General features: G+C 63.9%; 12 protein-coding genes and 1 pseudogene. 5 read left to right on the forward strand and 8 right to left on the reverse strand.

Features of this window, described 5'->3' with window-relative positions; genetic code table 11:
• Positions 1–64: 64 nt before the first annotated feature.
• The 8 genes and pseudogenes from AC1RL5_RS21580 to gap all read right to left on the reverse strand — a co-directional run.
• Positions 65–1351, reverse strand: a pseudogene (locus AC1RL5_RS21580) (methyl-accepting chemotaxis protein); the annotation flags it as partial.
• 187 nt (positions 1352–1538) lie between these two features.
• Complete coding sequence (locus AC1RL5_RS21585) at positions 1539–1940, reverse strand: YbaN family protein (RefSeq protein ID WP_093407477.1); 402 nt, start codon at positions 1938–1940, stop codon at positions 1539–1541.
• Between the two features lie 117 nt (positions 1941–2057).
• The gene (locus tag AC1RL5_RS21590; RefSeq protein WP_093407482.1) at positions 2058–2666 is read right to left on the reverse strand and encodes a biliverdin-producing heme oxygenase; all 609 of its coding nucleotides are present in this window, start codon (positions 2664–2666) and stop codon (positions 2058–2060) included.
• 112 nt (positions 2667–2778) lie between these two features.
• A complete protein-coding gene (locus AC1RL5_RS21595) occupies positions 2779–5385 on the reverse strand; it encodes a TonB-dependent receptor (RefSeq protein ID WP_072450794.1) in 2607 nt (868 codons plus the stop codon).
• A 121-nt stretch (positions 5386–5506) separates the two neighbouring features.
• A complete protein-coding gene (locus AC1RL5_RS21600; RefSeq protein WP_072450793.1) occupies positions 5507–6475 on the reverse strand; it encodes a FecR family protein in 969 nt (322 codons plus the stop codon).
• A gap of 113 nt (positions 6476–6588) precedes the next feature.
• Positions 6589–7107 (reverse strand): RNA polymerase sigma factor, encoded by a 519-nt coding sequence (locus AC1RL5_RS21605; protein WP_011062879.1) that lies wholly within the window; start codon positions 7105–7107, stop codon positions 6589–6591.
• 73 nt (positions 7108–7180) lie between these two features.
• Positions 7181–7645, reverse strand: coding sequence for a methylglyoxal synthase (locus AC1RL5_RS21610; RefSeq protein ID WP_145712348.1), 465 nt, complete (start codon positions 7643–7645; stop codon positions 7181–7183).
• A 15-nt stretch (positions 7646–7660) separates the two neighbouring features.
• Entirely contained in the window at positions 7661–8665 is a 1005-nt protein-coding gene (gene gap, locus AC1RL5_RS21615; RefSeq protein ID WP_011062877.1) for a type I glyceraldehyde-3-phosphate dehydrogenase, read from the reverse strand.
• Between the two features lie 223 nt (positions 8666–8888).
• On the opposite strand from gap, the gene edd reads away from it, so the two are divergent.
• From edd to AC1RL5_RS21640, 5 genes are all read left to right on the forward strand, one after another.
• On the forward strand, positions 8889–10715 hold the full coding sequence (gene edd, locus AC1RL5_RS21620) for a phosphogluconate dehydratase (RefSeq protein WP_072450791.1): 1827 nt from the start codon (positions 8889–8891) through the stop codon (positions 10713–10715).
• Entirely contained in the window at positions 10712–11668 is a 957-nt protein-coding gene (locus AC1RL5_RS21625) for a glucokinase (protein WP_093407486.1), read from the forward strand. The genes edd and AC1RL5_RS21625 overlap by 4 nt, the downstream gene beginning before the upstream one ends.
• Before the next feature lie 69 nt (positions 11669–11737).
• Positions 11738–12469 carry a response regulator gene (locus AC1RL5_RS21630; protein ID WP_015636744.1) on the forward strand — a complete coding sequence of 244 codons (732 nt, stop codon included), beginning with the start codon at positions 11738–11740 and terminating at the stop codon, positions 12467–12469.
• Positions 12459–13928: an ATP-binding protein gene (locus tag AC1RL5_RS21635; RefSeq protein ID WP_019094564.1), complete on the forward strand. Its 1470-nt coding sequence runs from the start codon at positions 12459–12461 to the stop codon at positions 13926–13928. The genes AC1RL5_RS21630 and AC1RL5_RS21635 overlap by 11 nt, the downstream gene beginning before the upstream one ends.
• 223 nt (positions 13929–14151) lie before the next feature.
• Entirely contained in the window at positions 14152–15411 is a 1260-nt protein-coding gene (locus AC1RL5_RS21640) for a D-mannose isomerase (RefSeq protein WP_492589438.1), read from the forward strand.
• The last annotated feature ends 103 nt before the right edge of the window (positions 15412–15514 follow it).

Consider the following 15514-nt stretch of genomic DNA (forward strand, 5'->3'; position numbering starts at 1 on the left):
CGGCGGTGCCCCGGGCTTCGGTGATGCTCTGCTTGATCTGGGCGATGGTCGGTTGCAGCTTGTCGAGGAAGCGGTTGAACCAGCCCACCAGTTCGCCGAGTTCGTCTTTCTTGCTGTAGTCCAGGCGCTGGGTCAGGTCGCCGTCGCCGCTGGCGATGGCCTTGAGCATCTGCGCCACGCTGTTGATCGGGCGGGTCACGCCCGAGGCGCTGAGCCAGATCAGCAGCAGGCCCAGCAGGCCGGCGCCGACGGCCACCAGTACGGTTTTCACCGTGCCGCTGGTCTGGGCCTCATCCAGCAGGCCTTGCAGTTTTACCGAGTCTGCCAGCAGTACTTGTTGCGGCAGGTCGATGGTGACGCCCCAGGGCTTGGCATCGGCAATCGGGCTGAAGGGGTAGACCGCGCGGATCAGTTCACCCTGTTGCAGGACCTTGTTCTGGTTGCCGGCGAGCAGCGCGAGGATATCCTTGCCCTGGGCGCCGAGGGTTTCGTTGATGTTCTTGCCGACCTGGCTGGCATCGGCGCCCACGGCCGCCAGCAAGCCGCTGCCGGCGACGATCATCATGTGCCCGGCACCGTTGAACAGAAAGCGCTGGGACTCGCCGGCCGCGGCCTGCAGGGAGTCCAGGGCGATGTCGACGCCAATCACCCCAATGACCTTGCCGTCCACCAGCAAGGGCTGGGAGATGGTGGTCATCAGCACCTGTTTCTTGTCCTCGCCGATGGTGTCGGCGTAGGGGTCCAGCAGGCAGGTACGGCGGCTGTCGCGGGGGCAGGTGTACCAGACGTTGTAGGGGGTGCCGCTGAGGTTGAGGGTGGTCTTGGTCAGGTCGTCTTCCACCATCACGGTGTTCAACTGCTGGCCCCCGGATCGGCTCCAGTAGGTGGCGAAGCGCCCGCGTTCGTTGGAAGCACGGGCTGCGTCATTGAGAAATTCGCTGTCCTTGCCATCCAGGGCGTTGGGTTCGTAGGCCAGCCAGATGCCGAGCACTTTGGGATTGCGCTCGAAGGCGGTCTTCAGGCTGTGGTTGAGCTCTTCGCGCAGTGCCGCAGCTTCCAGGCCGCGCTTGCTCGCCATGTCACGCAGGTCGCGTACCTGGTCCGCCAGGGCGGTGATCACCAGGTTGCTTTCACCGAAGGTCTTCTGCACCCGTACTGCCTGGTCGGCGGCCTTGGCCTGCAACAACTCTTCGACCCCGGCGGTGAGCATCCGCGTGCTGGAGGTGTTGACCAGTTGGTTGTTCTGCTGGCTCTGGTACAGGTTCATGCCGACGATCAGCGCCACTACGCCCAACAGGCACAGTCCGGACAACAGCACTATTTTCAGGCGAATGGAGAGAGAGTCGAACATGGGGGGCGATCTCGCGAAAGGACGGATGGAAAGCACGGAATCGGATGACTCCGGTCGCCAAGTCCATTCAGCGCTATGCCCGGAACATCGGCTCGGACGGCCTTTGCGTGAGGGGCTGCCGACGAACGGTCATGTCCTTGACATATATGGCCTCAGGGGCAAGGGCATAGCTGCCAGCGGGCGCAGGTCAGGAGGCCTGCTGCAGGGCTTCTGGGCGTGACCAGATCCACAGGTTGCCCAGGGTCATGCCGGCAATGGCGGCATACATCGTCCAGTGATGGTTGAGCAGGGTCAGCATCAATCCGGCACACAGCAGCATGCTGACCGTGGCGCTGACCTTGGCCTTGCGGCTGACGATCCGGCCGTTGCGCCAGTTGCAGAGGATAGGCCCGAACAGGCGATGGTTCTCCATCCAGGCGCTTAGCCGTGGCGAGCTCTTGGTGGCGGCCCAGGCAGCCAGCAGGATGAACTCGGTGGTTGGCAGGCCGGGCACGACGATGGCGATCAGGCCGATGACCAGGCTGACATAGGCCAGCGCGCCAAACAGCAGGCGGGAAATCTTCGACGAGGAGGGGCGAGTGGGGGTCATGGTTTCGATGATGAGGTAACGCGTCGTACGGCTCAATCCGCGAATGCCGCCGGCCGACAAAATACCGCTGCGGGCAGGGGCACGCCTTGGCGCGCCACCTGCCCGCAACTACGCGGGTCAGGCCGGTTGTGCGGCGCCGGAGTAAGCCTGTTCCAGCAACACGGTGAAGCGGTTGAAGGCATCCAGGGCGCCTTTTTCCGCCGCGGCTTCTTCTTCGGCGGTGAACTCCAGGCCGTCGAGGATGCGGGTGAAGGTTTTCCAGCCTTCGGCGCGGCCGCCGGCCGGTTCGCCCAGGTGACGGGCACCAAAGGTTTCGCTCAGGCCCAGACCCACGGCGCGCTTGATCAGGAACGCGGCACCCAGCTTGGAGCCTTCGGAGACGAAGATCCAGCCCAGGGCTTCGGCCTGGCTCGGGTTGCTGACGGCACCGGCCACTGGCGCAGGAACCTCGGTTTCCAGGTCGGCCAGGTCAGCCTTGGCAGCTTCGGCGCGGCAGCGCTCGGCCAGGTCCGGGACGATCTTGTTCAGTCCGGCATCGTTGTACAGGTCCACCAGTTCCGACTGGAACAGGTACTGGGCCACCACGAAACGGGCGAATGCACCCTGGGTTTCGAAGGGCGCATGGGCCTTGACCAGGGCGTCGAGCTTGGAATGCGGCTCGTGGGTGATCTGGTTCAGGCGTTGGGAGCGCAGGTGGTGACGCTGGGAGGAATCCTGGGAGGTCATGCAGATGTCCTTGAGAATGAGAGGCACTTAGTGACTAGACGAACAAGAAGACGCGACACAGTAAAAAATCCTCACTGCCCTGGATGAAAAAGGGCAGTGAGGTGTCCAGGCGTCAGATATCCCACACCAGGTTGACCGAGAAGTTGCGGCCGGGCTGGGTCAGGCGGTCGAGGTTGGCGGGGTTGAGCATGCCGGCCTCGCCGACGCCGTCATAGCCGCGCACGTCGTCCCAGTTCCAGTATTTCTTGTCGGTCAGGTTGTACAGGCCGGCGTTGACAGTGACGTCGTCGGTAACCTTGTAGAACCCGGTGAGGTCGAGAATGCCGAAGCCGGGGGTCTTGAACTGGCTGCTGGTGGTCAGGCCGTCCGGGGCTTTGAACGCAGTGTCATCGACCCGATCCTTGCGCTTGACCAGGGTCCAGCTGAGCAAGGTGCCGTAGTTATCCTGGTCGTAGCCCAGGCCAAACACCGCCTTGAGCGGGTTCACGCTATTGATCGGTTCACCGTTGTCGGCATTGCGACCGTAGGCGTACGCCACCGAGCCCAGGGTGTAGAGGCCCTGTGGAGCACCCAGGGCGTCCAGGTTCAGGCGGCCCTTGGCTTCGGCACCCTTGATGGTGGCGTGCTTGATGTTGGCGGTCTGGAACTTGATCTGGTTGTAGCCGGGAGCGATGGCATCTTCGTTGATGAAATCGCTGTACTTGTTATAGAACACCGCCACATCGAAGTTGCCGTGCTCGAAGTTGCCGCGCAGGCCGGTTTCCCAGCTCTTGCTCTTCTCCGGCTTCAGGTCCGGGTTGGGGGTGACCGAATAGCCGGCACCCGGGTTCTCGAAGCGTCCGAACAGCGCCTTGGCAGTCGGTGTGCGGAAGCCTTCGGCGTACTGGCCGTACCAGGTGTATTGCTCGGTCAGCGCGTAGGTCAGGCCGAACTTGGGCGACAGGCGATGCCAGGTCTTTTCGCTGGCATTGATTTCCGAGGCCTTGCCTCCGGCGGCGGCGATGGTGTTGACGAACTCGTCGGTCACGTGAGGTTTGAGCTGGGTGTAGTCGTAGCGCAGGCTGGGCAGGAAGGTCCAGTCGTTCCACTGGATCTGGTCCTGGACGAACAGGCCATAGGTGTTGATGGTCGGGTCCGGGAAGTCGCTGGATTTGGGGATGCTGTCTCCCCGGGATGCGCTGGGGGCTCCAATGGCCGAGCAGTTGGTGGCCACGTTCAGGCAGGTGGCGGTGCCATAACGGTAGCCGGTCACTTTCTGTTGCTTGATGTTGGTGCCGTAGGTCAGCAAGTGCTCGGTATCGGCCAGGGTGAATGCCTTGTCCAGTTGTGCATCGAAGACCCATTGCTTTTCCTGGTACAGGGTGTCGCGGGTACGCGCCACACGGCGCCCGGACTGATAGATCTCGTCGGCATGCTGGTCGGTCTTGGCGATCTGGTAGTTCAGGCTCCACTTGATCTTGTCCGCCAGGACGCTGTCGAGGGCAAAGCTGTGTTCCAGGCCGAAACGCTCGCGGGTGATGGTGTCGTTGGCGGTGCGGGCGCGGTACAGGTTGCTGCCGGTGCCGTTGAAGAACAGGCCGCCGACCACACTGCGCTGGTTGCTGTCGCGGTCGTCCTTGTACTTCTCGTAGGTGAGGCCCAGGCGCGAATCGTCGTTGTAGTCCCAGCCCAGCTTGGCCAGCACGCTGGTGGTGCGCACGGTTTCCGGGTTGGCTTCGGTACGGTTCAGGCCGGTGCCGCCGGTGCTGCCGTAGGATTCGGTTTCGCGGCCATTGCGTTGGCTCAGGTGCAGCAAGCCGTCGAATTCGCCGCTGCGCCCGGCGAAAGTGCCGGAGGTCAGCCAGCTGTTGTCGGAGGAGCTGTAGCCGCTTTTCAGGCGGGCGCCCAGATCCTGGCCTGGCTTGATGATGTCATCCGGGTCCAGGGTGAAATAACTCACAGCGCCGCCGATGGCATTGCTGCCATACAGCGCCGAAGCCGGGCCGCGGAGGATTTCCACGCGCTTGATGATTTCCGGGTCGACGTAGTTGCGCTGGGTTTCAGCGTAGGGCCCGTTGAAGAAGCTGCTGGGCACTTCTACGCCATCGACCTGGGTCAGGATCCGGTCGCCATCGATGCCGCGGATGTTGTAGCCACTGATACCGCCGCCACGCAGGCCCGCGCCACCCACCGAGACGCCTGGTTCATAACGGGTCAGTTCGCGGATGTTGTTGACGTTCTGGCGGTCGAGTTCTTCCCGGGTGTGCACGCTCACGGTGCTGGGCACCGAGTTGATGTCCTGCTCCTGACGGGTGGCGCTGATGGTCACCTGCTGCAGGTTCACCACATTGGCTGCGCTGCGTTTTTCCAGAACGATGTTGTTGTTGCCCAGCTTGCGGTAGCTCAGGTTGGTGCCGCTGAGCAGCCGATCCAGGGCCTTTTCCGGTGGCAGCGAACCGCGCACGCCCGGGGAGGACACCCCGCTGCCCAGCTCCGCCGGCAGACCCACTTGCCAACCGGTGACCGCAGTAAAGGCGTTGAGCGCCGATACCAGCGGCTGCTGGGCGATAGCGAAGTTGTAGTTGCCCATGCGCTGGCTGGAGGATGCCGGGGCATCGGCGGCCATCACGGGGGCAGCGTGGGCGCCGGCCAGCAGGATGGCTGCGGTCAGCAGCGACAAGGTGCAGTTTTGCAGGCGGGCACAGGGAACAGGGGATCGGCTGTTGAGGCGAGGGGACATCGAGAGCGCTCCGGGTCGCACGAAACTTTTATAGGTGCAGATACACATTCAAAATGCGAATCAGTTGCATTGGCTATAACGAGACGTACGACCCTTAGAGATCGCGTAAAAATAATTGTTCTCAGTTGAGAATTACTAGTGCCGGGAACTCGGAAAGCCGTGCCGAAGTGATGTGGGCCAGGGAACGCACCACGTCCAGAGGCTGATCCAGGCGGTAGTTGCCGGTTACCGCGACCTTTGCCAGGTGTTCGTTGTTGTTGACGATCCAGCCCGGGTAATAGCGCCGCAGTTCGGCCAGGACCTGGCTCAGGGGGCAGTTCTCGAACACCAGGCGGCCCTGGACCCAGGCCAGATCCTTGTCGGCGTCGAGCCTGGCCGGCTGGTCGAAGCCCTGGGGCCCGACCCGCACGCTTTCCCCGGCGCGCAGGCGCAGGCGCTGGTCGGCGTGGGTGGCGCGCAGGTCGATGTCACCGCGCTGCACCTGGACTTGTGCCACGCCGTCCAGGTAGCGCACGGCAAAGGTGGTGTCGCGCACGCTGGCCTTGACCGGGCCGGCGTCCAGTTCCAGGGGCAGGCCGCGATTGCCGGGGATCTCGAAGAAGGCTTCGCCCTGGTACAGCCGGGCCACGCGCTGGTGATCGTTAATGTCGCTGGAAAAGGCCGAGTTGGTGTTGAGCAGCACCTTGGAACCGTCTTCGAGCTGCAGGCGCTGGCGCTCGCCGACCTGGGTCAGGTGGTCGGCCTGCAGGCGCAGCGGCAGGTTGCTGAAGCTGAATAATCCGAGCAGCAGCACCGCGGCGGTGGCCAGGGGTTTCCAGTGGGGGCGCAGGCGCGCCAAGCGCGAGACTTTCGGTGGCGCTGCCAGGGTCAGGGCGCATTGCGCCACTTGCGGGCCATTCCAGATCGCCTGGGCCTTTTCGAAGGCCTGGGCGTTGAGCGGTGAAGCCGCCAGCCACTGATGAAACTGGCGCACTTGTTCCTCGTTCGGATGTTCCAGCTCGATCAGCCAATCCAGTGCCTGATCCATGGCCAGGGTGCTTGAGTGCGGGCCGGCAGGGGTGGGCGGCTCGGCGCTGTGAAAATCCGTCACGGGTGTTCCTCGGCTGCGTCTGTGCGCGGCTGTTTTTTCAAGAGAGAGCGAAAGCCGGCCAAGGTTAACAAAGGCTCGGGGCTGCCGCAGTCATTCTGCTCAGCGGTTGAGACTCACTGGCCGTCGAGACGTTCGGCGACGCCGATGCAGATGGCCATGATCAGTTTCAATTCCTTTTGCACCGTGCTCAGTGAAACCCCGAGCTCGTCGGCGATCTCCTGGTAACTGTGGCCGTGCAGGCGGCTGAGGATGAAGATCTGCTGCTGGCGCGGGCTGAGCTGGCCGAGGCTGAGGTTCAGGCGTTCCAGCATCTGCTCGGCGTGGGCCGCGTCTTCGGCACTGCTGACGGGCGCGGCGACATTCTCCACCACCTCCGGCGGTACGTCTTCGAGCAGGGTGCGGCCCTGGATGCGCCGGGCCCGCAGGTGATCCAGGGCGAGGTTGCGCGCGGTCTGGAAGACAAAGGGTTCAAGGTGCGTGATCGGCCGCTCGCTCAGGGCCCGGGTCACGCGCAGGTAGGTTTCCTGCAGCAGGTCTTCGGCGGTGCTGTGGTTGTTGACCATCCGCTCCAGCGTTCGCAGCAGAGAAATGCGTTGGGTGAGGAAGACGTGGTTGAAGTGCGATTGACTCACAGCAAGGCCTGATCCATTTTTTCAGCAGATGATAATGATTGTCATCTACGTCAATGGTCAAGCCTTGCGTGAATTATCCTCGGCCGGCCAGGTAGGCCTGATAGTCGGGAATCCGGTGCTCATGGGCCTGGTTCATCAGCGGGCTGCTGAGCAGGTAGTCGGCGCTGCACTCGTTGCAGGCCACCGGAATGTTCCATACCGCCGCTACCCGCAACAGGGCCTTGATGTCCGGATCATGGGGCTGGGGTTCGAAGGGGTCCCAGAAGAACACCAGCAGGTCGACCCGTTGCTCGGCAATCTGCGCCCCCAGTTGCTGATCGCCGCCCAGGGGGCCGCTGATCATGCTTTCCACCGGCAGCCCCAGGTGCTTGTTCAGCAACAGGCCGGTGGTGCCGGTGGCAACCAGCTCGTGCTCGGCCAGGCGCGCCTTTTGCCGCCCGGCCCACTCCAGCAGAAACGCCTTGCAGTGGTCATGGGCGACCAGGGCGATGCGCTTGCGCGCGGCCATGGTCTTGTGGGTGAAACTGATACCGATCATCGACGAATATCCGTTTTATTCCGCGTTGCACAGGGCCAGGCAGTTATCCAGCATGCGGTTGGAGAAACCCCACTCGTTGTCGTACCAGGCCAGCACCTTGAGCAACCGGCCACCGCTGACCTTGGTGTGGTTGGCGTCGAAGATCGACGACAGCGGATTGTGGTTGAAGTCGCTGGAGACCAGCGGCAGGGTGTTGTAGCCGAGGATCGTCGAGTGCTGGCTGGCGCTCTTGAGCAACGCATTGACCTCTTCGGCGGTGGTGTCACGCTTGAGGGTCACCGTCAGGTCCACCAGAGACACGTTGATCACCGGTACTCGCACGGCCATGCCGGTCAGCTTGCCAGCCAGCTCCGGCAGCACCAGGCCCACCGCTTCGGCAGCGCCGGTCTTGCTCGGGATCATGTTCTGGGTGGCCGAACGGGCGCGATAGGGGTCGCTGTGGTAGACGTCGGTGAGGTTCTGGTCGTTGGTGTAGGCGTGGATGGTGGTCATCAGGCCGTTGTCGATGCCCAGCTCGCGGTGCAGTACCTGGGCCACTGGCGCCAGGCAGTTGGTGGTGCACGAGGCGTTGGAGATGATCTGGTGCGACTGGCGCAGGATGTCGTGGTTGACCCCGTAGACCACGGTGGCGTCGGCGCCCTTGGCCGGGGCCGAGATGATGACCTTGCGGGCACCGGCGGTCAGATGGGCGGCAGCCTTGGCGCGGTCGGTGAACAGGCCGGTGCATTCGAACACCACGTCGATCTTCTCCGCGGCCCAGGGCAGTTCGGCCGGGTTGCGGATGGCGCTGACGGCAATCCGGTCGCCATTCACGGTGAGGCTTTCCTGATCGTGTTCGACTTGGGCGTCGAAAGTGCCGTGCACGGTATCGTATTTCAGCAGGTGGGCATTGATAGCGCTGTCTCCGAGATCGTTGATAGCGACGATCTGCAGATCCTGGCGATAGCCTTGGGTATAAAGTGCGCGCAGGACGTTACGGCCGATACGGCCAAAACCATTGATTGCGATTCGAAGAGTCATGTGCAAACGCCTGTCGTTGAATTTGTTGTTGGAATTACAAGATTATTCGCATAGAAATAGAAAACAAGCCTTTTTAGTGGCAATATTTTGTCTTATCTACAACGAGTGACCTGAATCAACTGGTCCAAATGGTCAGAAACATCCTCCGCTGTCCCTGAGCGGTGGCGCGTCTGATCAGCATAGACAAACAGGTCGCCACATCCGTTAGCCTGGAGTTCTACACATGCATCCCCGCGTTCTTGAGGTCACCGAACGGCTTATCGCCCGTAGTCGCGCCACTCGCCAGGCCTATCTCGCGCTGATCCGCGATGCCGCCAGCGACGGCCCGCAGCGGGGCAAGCTGCAATGTGCGAACTTCGCCCACGGCGTGGCCGGTTGCGGCACCGACGACAAGCACAACCTGCGGATGATGAATGCGGCCAACGTGGCAATTGTTTCGTCATATAACGACATGTTGTCGGCGCACCAGCCTTACGAGGTGTTCCCCGAGCAGATCAAGCGCGCCCTGCGCGAGATCGGCTCGGTGGGCCAGTTCGCCGGCGGCACCCCGGCCATGTGCGATGGCGTGACCCAGGGCGAGGCCGGTATGGAACTGAGCCTGCCGAGCCGTGAAGTGATCGCCCTGTCTACGGCGGTGGCCCTCTCTCACAACATGTTCGATGCCGCGCTGATGCTGGGGATCTGCGACAAGATTGTCCCGGGGTTGATGATGGGCGCCCTGCGCTTCGGTCACCTGCCGACCATCTTCGTTCCGGGCGGGCCCATGGTCTCGGGCATTTCCAACAAGCAGAAAGCCGACGTGCGCCAGCGTTACGCCGAAGGCAAGGCCAGCCGCGAGGAACTGCTGGAGTCGGAAATGAAGTCCTACCACAGCCCCGGCACCTGCACTTTCTACGGCACCGCCAACACCAACCAGTTGCTGATGGAAGTCATGGGCCTGCACCTGCCGGGCGCCTCTTTCGTCAACCCCAATACACCGCTGCGCGATGCCCTGACCCATGAGGCGGCGCAGCAGGTCACCCGCCTGACCAGGCAGAGCGGGGCCTTCATGCCGATTGGCGAGATCGTCGACGAGCGCGTGCTGGTCAACTCCATCGTTGCCCTGCACGCCACGGGCGGCTCCACCAACCACACCCTGCACATGCCGGCCATCGCCCAGGCGGCGGGCATCCAGCTGACCTGGCAGGACATGGCCGACCTCTCCGAGGTGGTGCCGACCCTTTCCCACGTCTATCCAAACGGCAAGGCCGATATCAACCACTTCCAGGCGGCGGGCGGCATGTCGTTCCTGATCCGCGAGCTGCTGGAAGCCGGCCTGCTCCACGAAGACGTCAATACCGTGGCCGGCCGCGGCCTGAGCCGCTATACCCAGGAACCCTTCCTGGACAACGGCAAGCTGGTGTGGCGCGACGGCCCGATCGAAAGCCTGGACGAAAACATCCTGCGCCCGGTGGCCCGGGCGTTCTCTGCGGAGGGTGGCTTGCGGGTCATGGAAGGCAATCTCGGTCGCGGCGTGATGAAGGTTTCCGCCGTGGCCCCGGAGCACCAGATCGTCGAGGCCCCGGCCGTGGTGTTCCAGGACCAGCAGGACCTGGCCGATGCGTTCAAGGCCGGCCTGCTGGAGAAGGACTTCGTCGCGGTGATGCGTTTCCAGGGCCCGCGCTCCAACGGCATGCCCGAGCTGCACAAGATGACCCCGTTCCTCGGTGTGTTGCAGGACCGTGGCTTCAAGGTGGCGCTGGTCACCGACGGGCGCATGTCCGGCGCTTCGGGCAAGATTCCGGCAGCGATCCATGTCAGCCCCGAAGCCCAGGTGGGTGGCGCGCTGGCCCGGGTGCTGGACGGCGATATCATCCGCGTGGATGGCGTCAAGGGCACCCTGGAGCTTAAGGTAGACGCCGCAGAATTCGCCGCCCGGGAGCCGGCCAAGGGCCTGCTGGGCAACAACGTTGGCACCGGCCGCGAACTCTTCGCCTTCATGCGCATGGCCTTCAGCTCGGCAGAGCAGGGCGCCAGCGCCTTTACCTCTGCCCTGGAGACGCTTAAGTGAAACTGGCCCTGGTCGGTGATATCGGTGGCACCAACGCGCGCTTCGCGTTGTGGAAAGACCAACAACTGGAGGCGATCGAAGTCCACGCCACCGCGGACTACAGCTGCCCGGAAGACGCCATCAAGGCCTACCTGCAGGACCAGGGGCTGGCCCTGGGGGCCATAGGTTCGGTGTGCCTGTCGGTGGCCGGCCCGGTCAGCGGCGATGAGTTTCGTTTCACCAACAACCACTGGCGCCTGAGCCGCCAGGCTTTCTGCCAGGCTTTGCAGGTGGACCAACTGCTGTTGGTCAACGACTTCTCGGCCATGGCCCTGGGCATGACCCGCCTGCAGCCGGATGAATTTCGCGTGGTCTGCGAAGGCGTTGCCGAGCCCTTGCGCCCGGCTGTGGTGATCGGCCCGGGCACGGGCCTCGGGGTGGGCACCCTGCTGAACTTCGGCGACGGTCGTTACATGGCCTTGCCGGGGGAGGGTGGGCATGTCGACCTGCCCTTGAGCAGTGCGCGGGAAACCCAGCTCTGGCAGCACATTCACGACGAGATCGGCCATGTCAGCGCCGAGACCGCCCTCAGCGGTGGCGGCCTGCCCCGGGTGTATCGGGCGATCTGCGCGGTGGACGGCCATGAGCCGCGGCTCGAGACTCCGGAGGCCATCACCGCGGCCGGCCTGGCCGGCGACCCGATCGCCCGGGAAGTGCTGGAGCAGTTCAGCTGCTGGCTGGGCCGGGTGGCGGGCAACAACGTGCTGACCACTGGGGGGCGTGGCGGGGTGTACATCGTCGGTGGGGTGATTCCGCGCTTTGCCGATTTCTTCATCCACAGCGGCTTTGCCAAGAGCTTTGCCGACAAGGGTTGCATGAGCGATTACTTCAAGGGCATCCCGGTGTGGCTGGTGACCGCGCCCTATTCCGGGCTCACCGGTGCCGGCGTGGCCCTGGAGCAGGCCCAGGGCTGACGCCGCCCTGGCAGGCGACCCGGCATCAGGCATAATCGCGCACCCTGCCTAACAATAAGGACGGCCCCGGTGAGTTCAGTCAGTAAGTCGATTTTGTTGGTTGACGACGATCAGGAAATTCGCGAGCTGCTGGAAACCTATCTCAGCCGCTGCGGCTTCCAGGTGCGCAGCACCGCCGACGGGGCCGGCTTTCGCCTGGCCCTCAACGAGGCGCCCAGCGACCTGGTGATCCTCGATGTGATGCTGCCGGACGAAGACGGCTTCAGCCTGTGCCGCTGGATCCGCCAGCATCCCAAGCGCAGCCAGGTGCCGATCATCATGCTGACCGCCAGCTCCGACGAGGCCGACCGGGTCATCGGCCTGGAGCTGGGCGCCGACGACTACCTGGGCAAGCCTTTCAGCCCCCGGGAGCTGCAGGCGCGGATCAAGGCCCTGCTGCGGCGCGTGCAGTTCACCCAGGAGCGGGTTGTCGGCGAGGTGCTGTGCTTCGACGAATGGCGCCTGGATGTGATCAGCCACCGGCTGTTCCACAACGATGGCGAGGAGGTGATTCTCTCCGGCGCCGACTTCGCTCTGCTCAAGCTGTTTCTCGACCATCCCCAGGAAATCCTCGATCGCGACACCATCGGCAATGCCACCCGCGGGCGTGACCTGATGCCCCTGGACCGCATCGTCGACATGGCGGTGAGCCGCCTGCGCCAGCGTCTGCGTGACACCGAAAAGCCGCCGCGGCTGATTCGCACCGTGCGCGGCAGCGGCTATCAATTGGCAGCCAATGTGGTTGCCGGCAATGGCCACTGAGGCATTGCGCAAAGTGCTGCGGCGCCTGCCGGTGCCCCGTTCCCTGCTGGGGCGGATGCTGCTTTTGACCCTGCTGGCGGTGCTGTTCGCCCAGGCGCTGTCCAGCGTGATCTGGGTTTCCCAACTGCGCGCCACCCAACTCGAAGGGCTGGTGACCAGCGCCCGCAGCCTGGCCCACTCGATGACCGCCAGCGTCAGTTACCTGCGTTCGTTGCCGGTGGCGTACCGGCCCCTGGTGCTGGACCAGTTGCGCAGCATGGGCGGTACGCGGTTTGTCGTGACCCTGAACGACAAGCCCCTGGGCATGCAGGTGCTGCCCGCCACCCCGCGCAAAGAAGCGGTGTTGCAAGCCGTGGAGCAGGTGTTGCGCCAGTCCCTGGGCAATGACGCGGATATCTCCGTGACCTTCGTCAGCCCCGATGACCTGCGGATCTTCAATGGCGGCCTCAAGCTCGACGAATTGCCGCGCTCCTGGGCCCATTACGCCCTGACCCTGGAACCGGTGAACCCGCCGGTGCTGGTGACCCAGATCCAGATGGCGCCGGGAGAGTGGCTGTACATCGCCTCGCTGTTGCCCGAGCCCTACACCAGCCTGGAAGAACAGGGCCTGCCGGCGCAGCAGGTGTGGTTCATCCTGCTCACCAGCGGTTTTCTGCTGTTGTTCATCGGCCTCTTGGTGCATTGGCAGAGCCGGCCCCTCAAGCGCCTGGCCCGGGCGGCGCGGGACATGTCCCTGGGGGCCGACGTCGAGCCGGTAGCGGAGGGCGGTGGCAGCGAGGTGGTGGAAGTGGGGCGGGCCTTCAACAGCATGCGCGAGCGCATCAGCCGCTACCTGACCGAGCGCAGCCAGCTGTTCAGCGCCATCTCCCATGACCTGCGCACCCCCATCACCCGCTTGCGCCTGCGGGTGGAATTGCTGGAGGACGAGCAACTGCAGGCCAAGTTCGGGCGCGACCTGGATGAACTGGAATTGCTGGTCAAAGGCGCGCTGCAGTGCGTCAAGGACACCGACATCCACGAGAACATCGAGCCGGTGGACCTCAATCAGGTACTCGACTGCCTGGTAGAGCCTTATCTGGCACCCAACGGCAATGGCCGCGTGACCCAACAGGGCCGGGCCCTGGCCAGCTACCCGGGCAAGCCCCTGGCGCTCAAGCGCTGCATGGGCAACCTGATCGACAATGCCCTGAAGTACGGACAGAACGCTCACCTGCACATCGAAGACGACGACAGCGGCTTTGTCCTGCATGTCGACGACGAAGGCCCCGGCGTACCGGAGCAGCGCCTGGAGCAAGTCTTCGAGCCGCACTTCCGTCTTGCTGGCCAGCAGCAGGGCTACGGCCTGGGCCTGGGGATTGCGCGCAACATCGCCCACAGCCATGGCGGCGAAGTCAGCCTGCAGAACCTGCGCGAAGGCGGCCTGCGCGTAACCCTTTACCTGCCCCGGACCTTCGACTGACCTGCCGGCCGTTGTAAGCGCTGGCTTGTGTCGGAGCTGGCTTGCCAGCGAAGGCGTCCTCAAGGGCACCGCAGCGCTCAAGGGCCTCTTCGCCGGCAAGCCAGCTCCTATGGGGGGAGTGCAATGTCACGGTTTGGTGACATTGCGCTGGTCCTTCGTTACCTGCGGTCGCAGGCGGCTTGATTAGACTCAAGCCTTCGATAAAAACAACAACAGGTCATCCATGGACGCTCTCTCCCTGCCATTCAGCAGTTGGCTGAATGCCGCTGCACATCAGGCCTGGCTCGCCGCCGAAGGCCTGCGCCTGCTGGATTTTGCCAAGGCCTCACGGCTCCCTGCGGGCTTTGGCAACCTCGATGAACAGGGCCGCCTGCCCAGCGGCGCCCAGGCCGAAACCATGAACACCGCGCGCATGACCCACAGCTTCGCCATGGCCCATATCCAGGGCCTGCCGGGTTATGCCGCTCTGGTGGACCACGGCATCGCCGCCCTCGGCGGGCCCTTGCGTGATGCCGAGCACGGCGGCTGGTTCGCCGTGGCCGGGCAGGCCGACGGCAACAGCACCAAGGCCGCCTACCTGCATGCCTTTGTCGCTCTGGCGGCCAGCTCCGCGGTGGTGGCCCAACGTCCCGGCGCCGAGCGTTTGCTGGAGGAGGCCATCGCCATCATTGACCGGCATTTCTGGAGCGAGGAGGAGGGCGCGCTGCGCGAGTCTTTCAACTGCGACTGGAGTCAGCCGGAAGCCTATCGCGGTGCCAACAGCAACATGCACGCCACCGAGGCGTTCCTGGCCCTGGCCGATGTCACCCAGGACTCGCGCTGGCTGACCCGTGCCCTGCGGATCGTCGAGCGGGTGATCCACACTCAGGCGGCGGCCAACGACTTCATGGTGATCGAGCATTTCGACCTCGCCTGGCAACCACTTCGTGACTACAACCGGGCCTTTCCCGCCGACGGTTTCCGGCCCTTTGGCACCACCCCGGGACATGGCTTCGAATGGGCGCGGCTGTTGCTGCACCTGGAGGCTTCGCGGGTGAAGGCTGGCATGCTGACCCCTGGCTGGCTGGTGCAGGACGCGCAGAAGCTGTTTGAAAGCAACTGCCGCCATGGCTGGAGCGTCGATGGCGCCCCGGGCATGGTCTACACCCTGGACTGGGACCAACGGCCAGTGGTGCGCGAGCGCCTGCACTGGACCCACGCCGAGGCCAGCGCCGCCGCTAGCGCCTTGCTCAAACGCACCGGCCAGGCTCAGTACGAGGCCTGGTACCGCTGTTTCTGGGAGTTCTGCGAGGCCCATTTCATCGACCGCAGGCACGGTAGCTGGCACCACGAACTGGGCCCGGACAACCAGCCGTCAGCCCGGATCTGGGGCGGCAAGCCGGACCTCTATCACGCCTGGCAGGCGGTGCTGATCCCGCGCCTGCCGTTGGCCCCGAGCATGGCTTCGGCATTGGCCCAGGTGTCTGTTCCGGGCCTTGTGTAACCATGTGGTGACATTTCCCCATCGCTTCGTTACTCGAATGATCGACTAGGCTGTTTAGACTCGTTTGCAGCGCAAGCACCAGACTTGCATGCATAACAACAAG

This window comes from Pseudomonas sp. GW822-FHT06D10, assembly GCF_058799535.1.

Coding starts and splice junctions, on each gene's coding strand:
- AC1RL5_RS21585 (WP_093407477.1), bottom strand. CDS start 1,940: ATGACCCCCACTCGCCCCTCCTCGTCGAAGATTTCCCGCCTGCTGTTT.
- AC1RL5_RS21590 (WP_093407482.1), bottom strand. CDS start 2,666: ATGACCTCCCAGGATTCCTCCCAGCGTCACCACCTGCGCTCCCAACGC.
- AC1RL5_RS21595 (WP_072450794.1), bottom strand. CDS start 5,385: ATGTCCCCTCGCCTCAACAGCCGATCCCCTGTTCCCTGTGCCCGCCTG.
- AC1RL5_RS21610 (WP_145712348.1), bottom strand. CDS start 7,645: ATGATCGGTATCAGTTTCACCCACAAGACCATGGCCGCGCGCAAGCGC.
- gap (WP_011062877.1), bottom strand. CDS start 8,665: ATGACTCTTCGAATCGCAATCAATGGTTTTGGCCGTATCGGCCGTAAC.
- edd (WP_072450791.1), top strand. CDS start 8,889: ATGCATCCCCGCGTTCTTGAGGTCACCGAACGGCTTATCGCCCGTAGT.
- AC1RL5_RS21635 (WP_019094564.1), top strand. CDS start 12,459: ATGGCCACTGAGGCATTGCGCAAAGTGCTGCGGCGCCTGCCGGTGCCC.
- AC1RL5_RS21640 (WP_492589438.1), top strand. CDS start 14,152: ATGGACGCTCTCTCCCTGCCATTCAGCAGTTGGCTGAATGCCGCTGCA.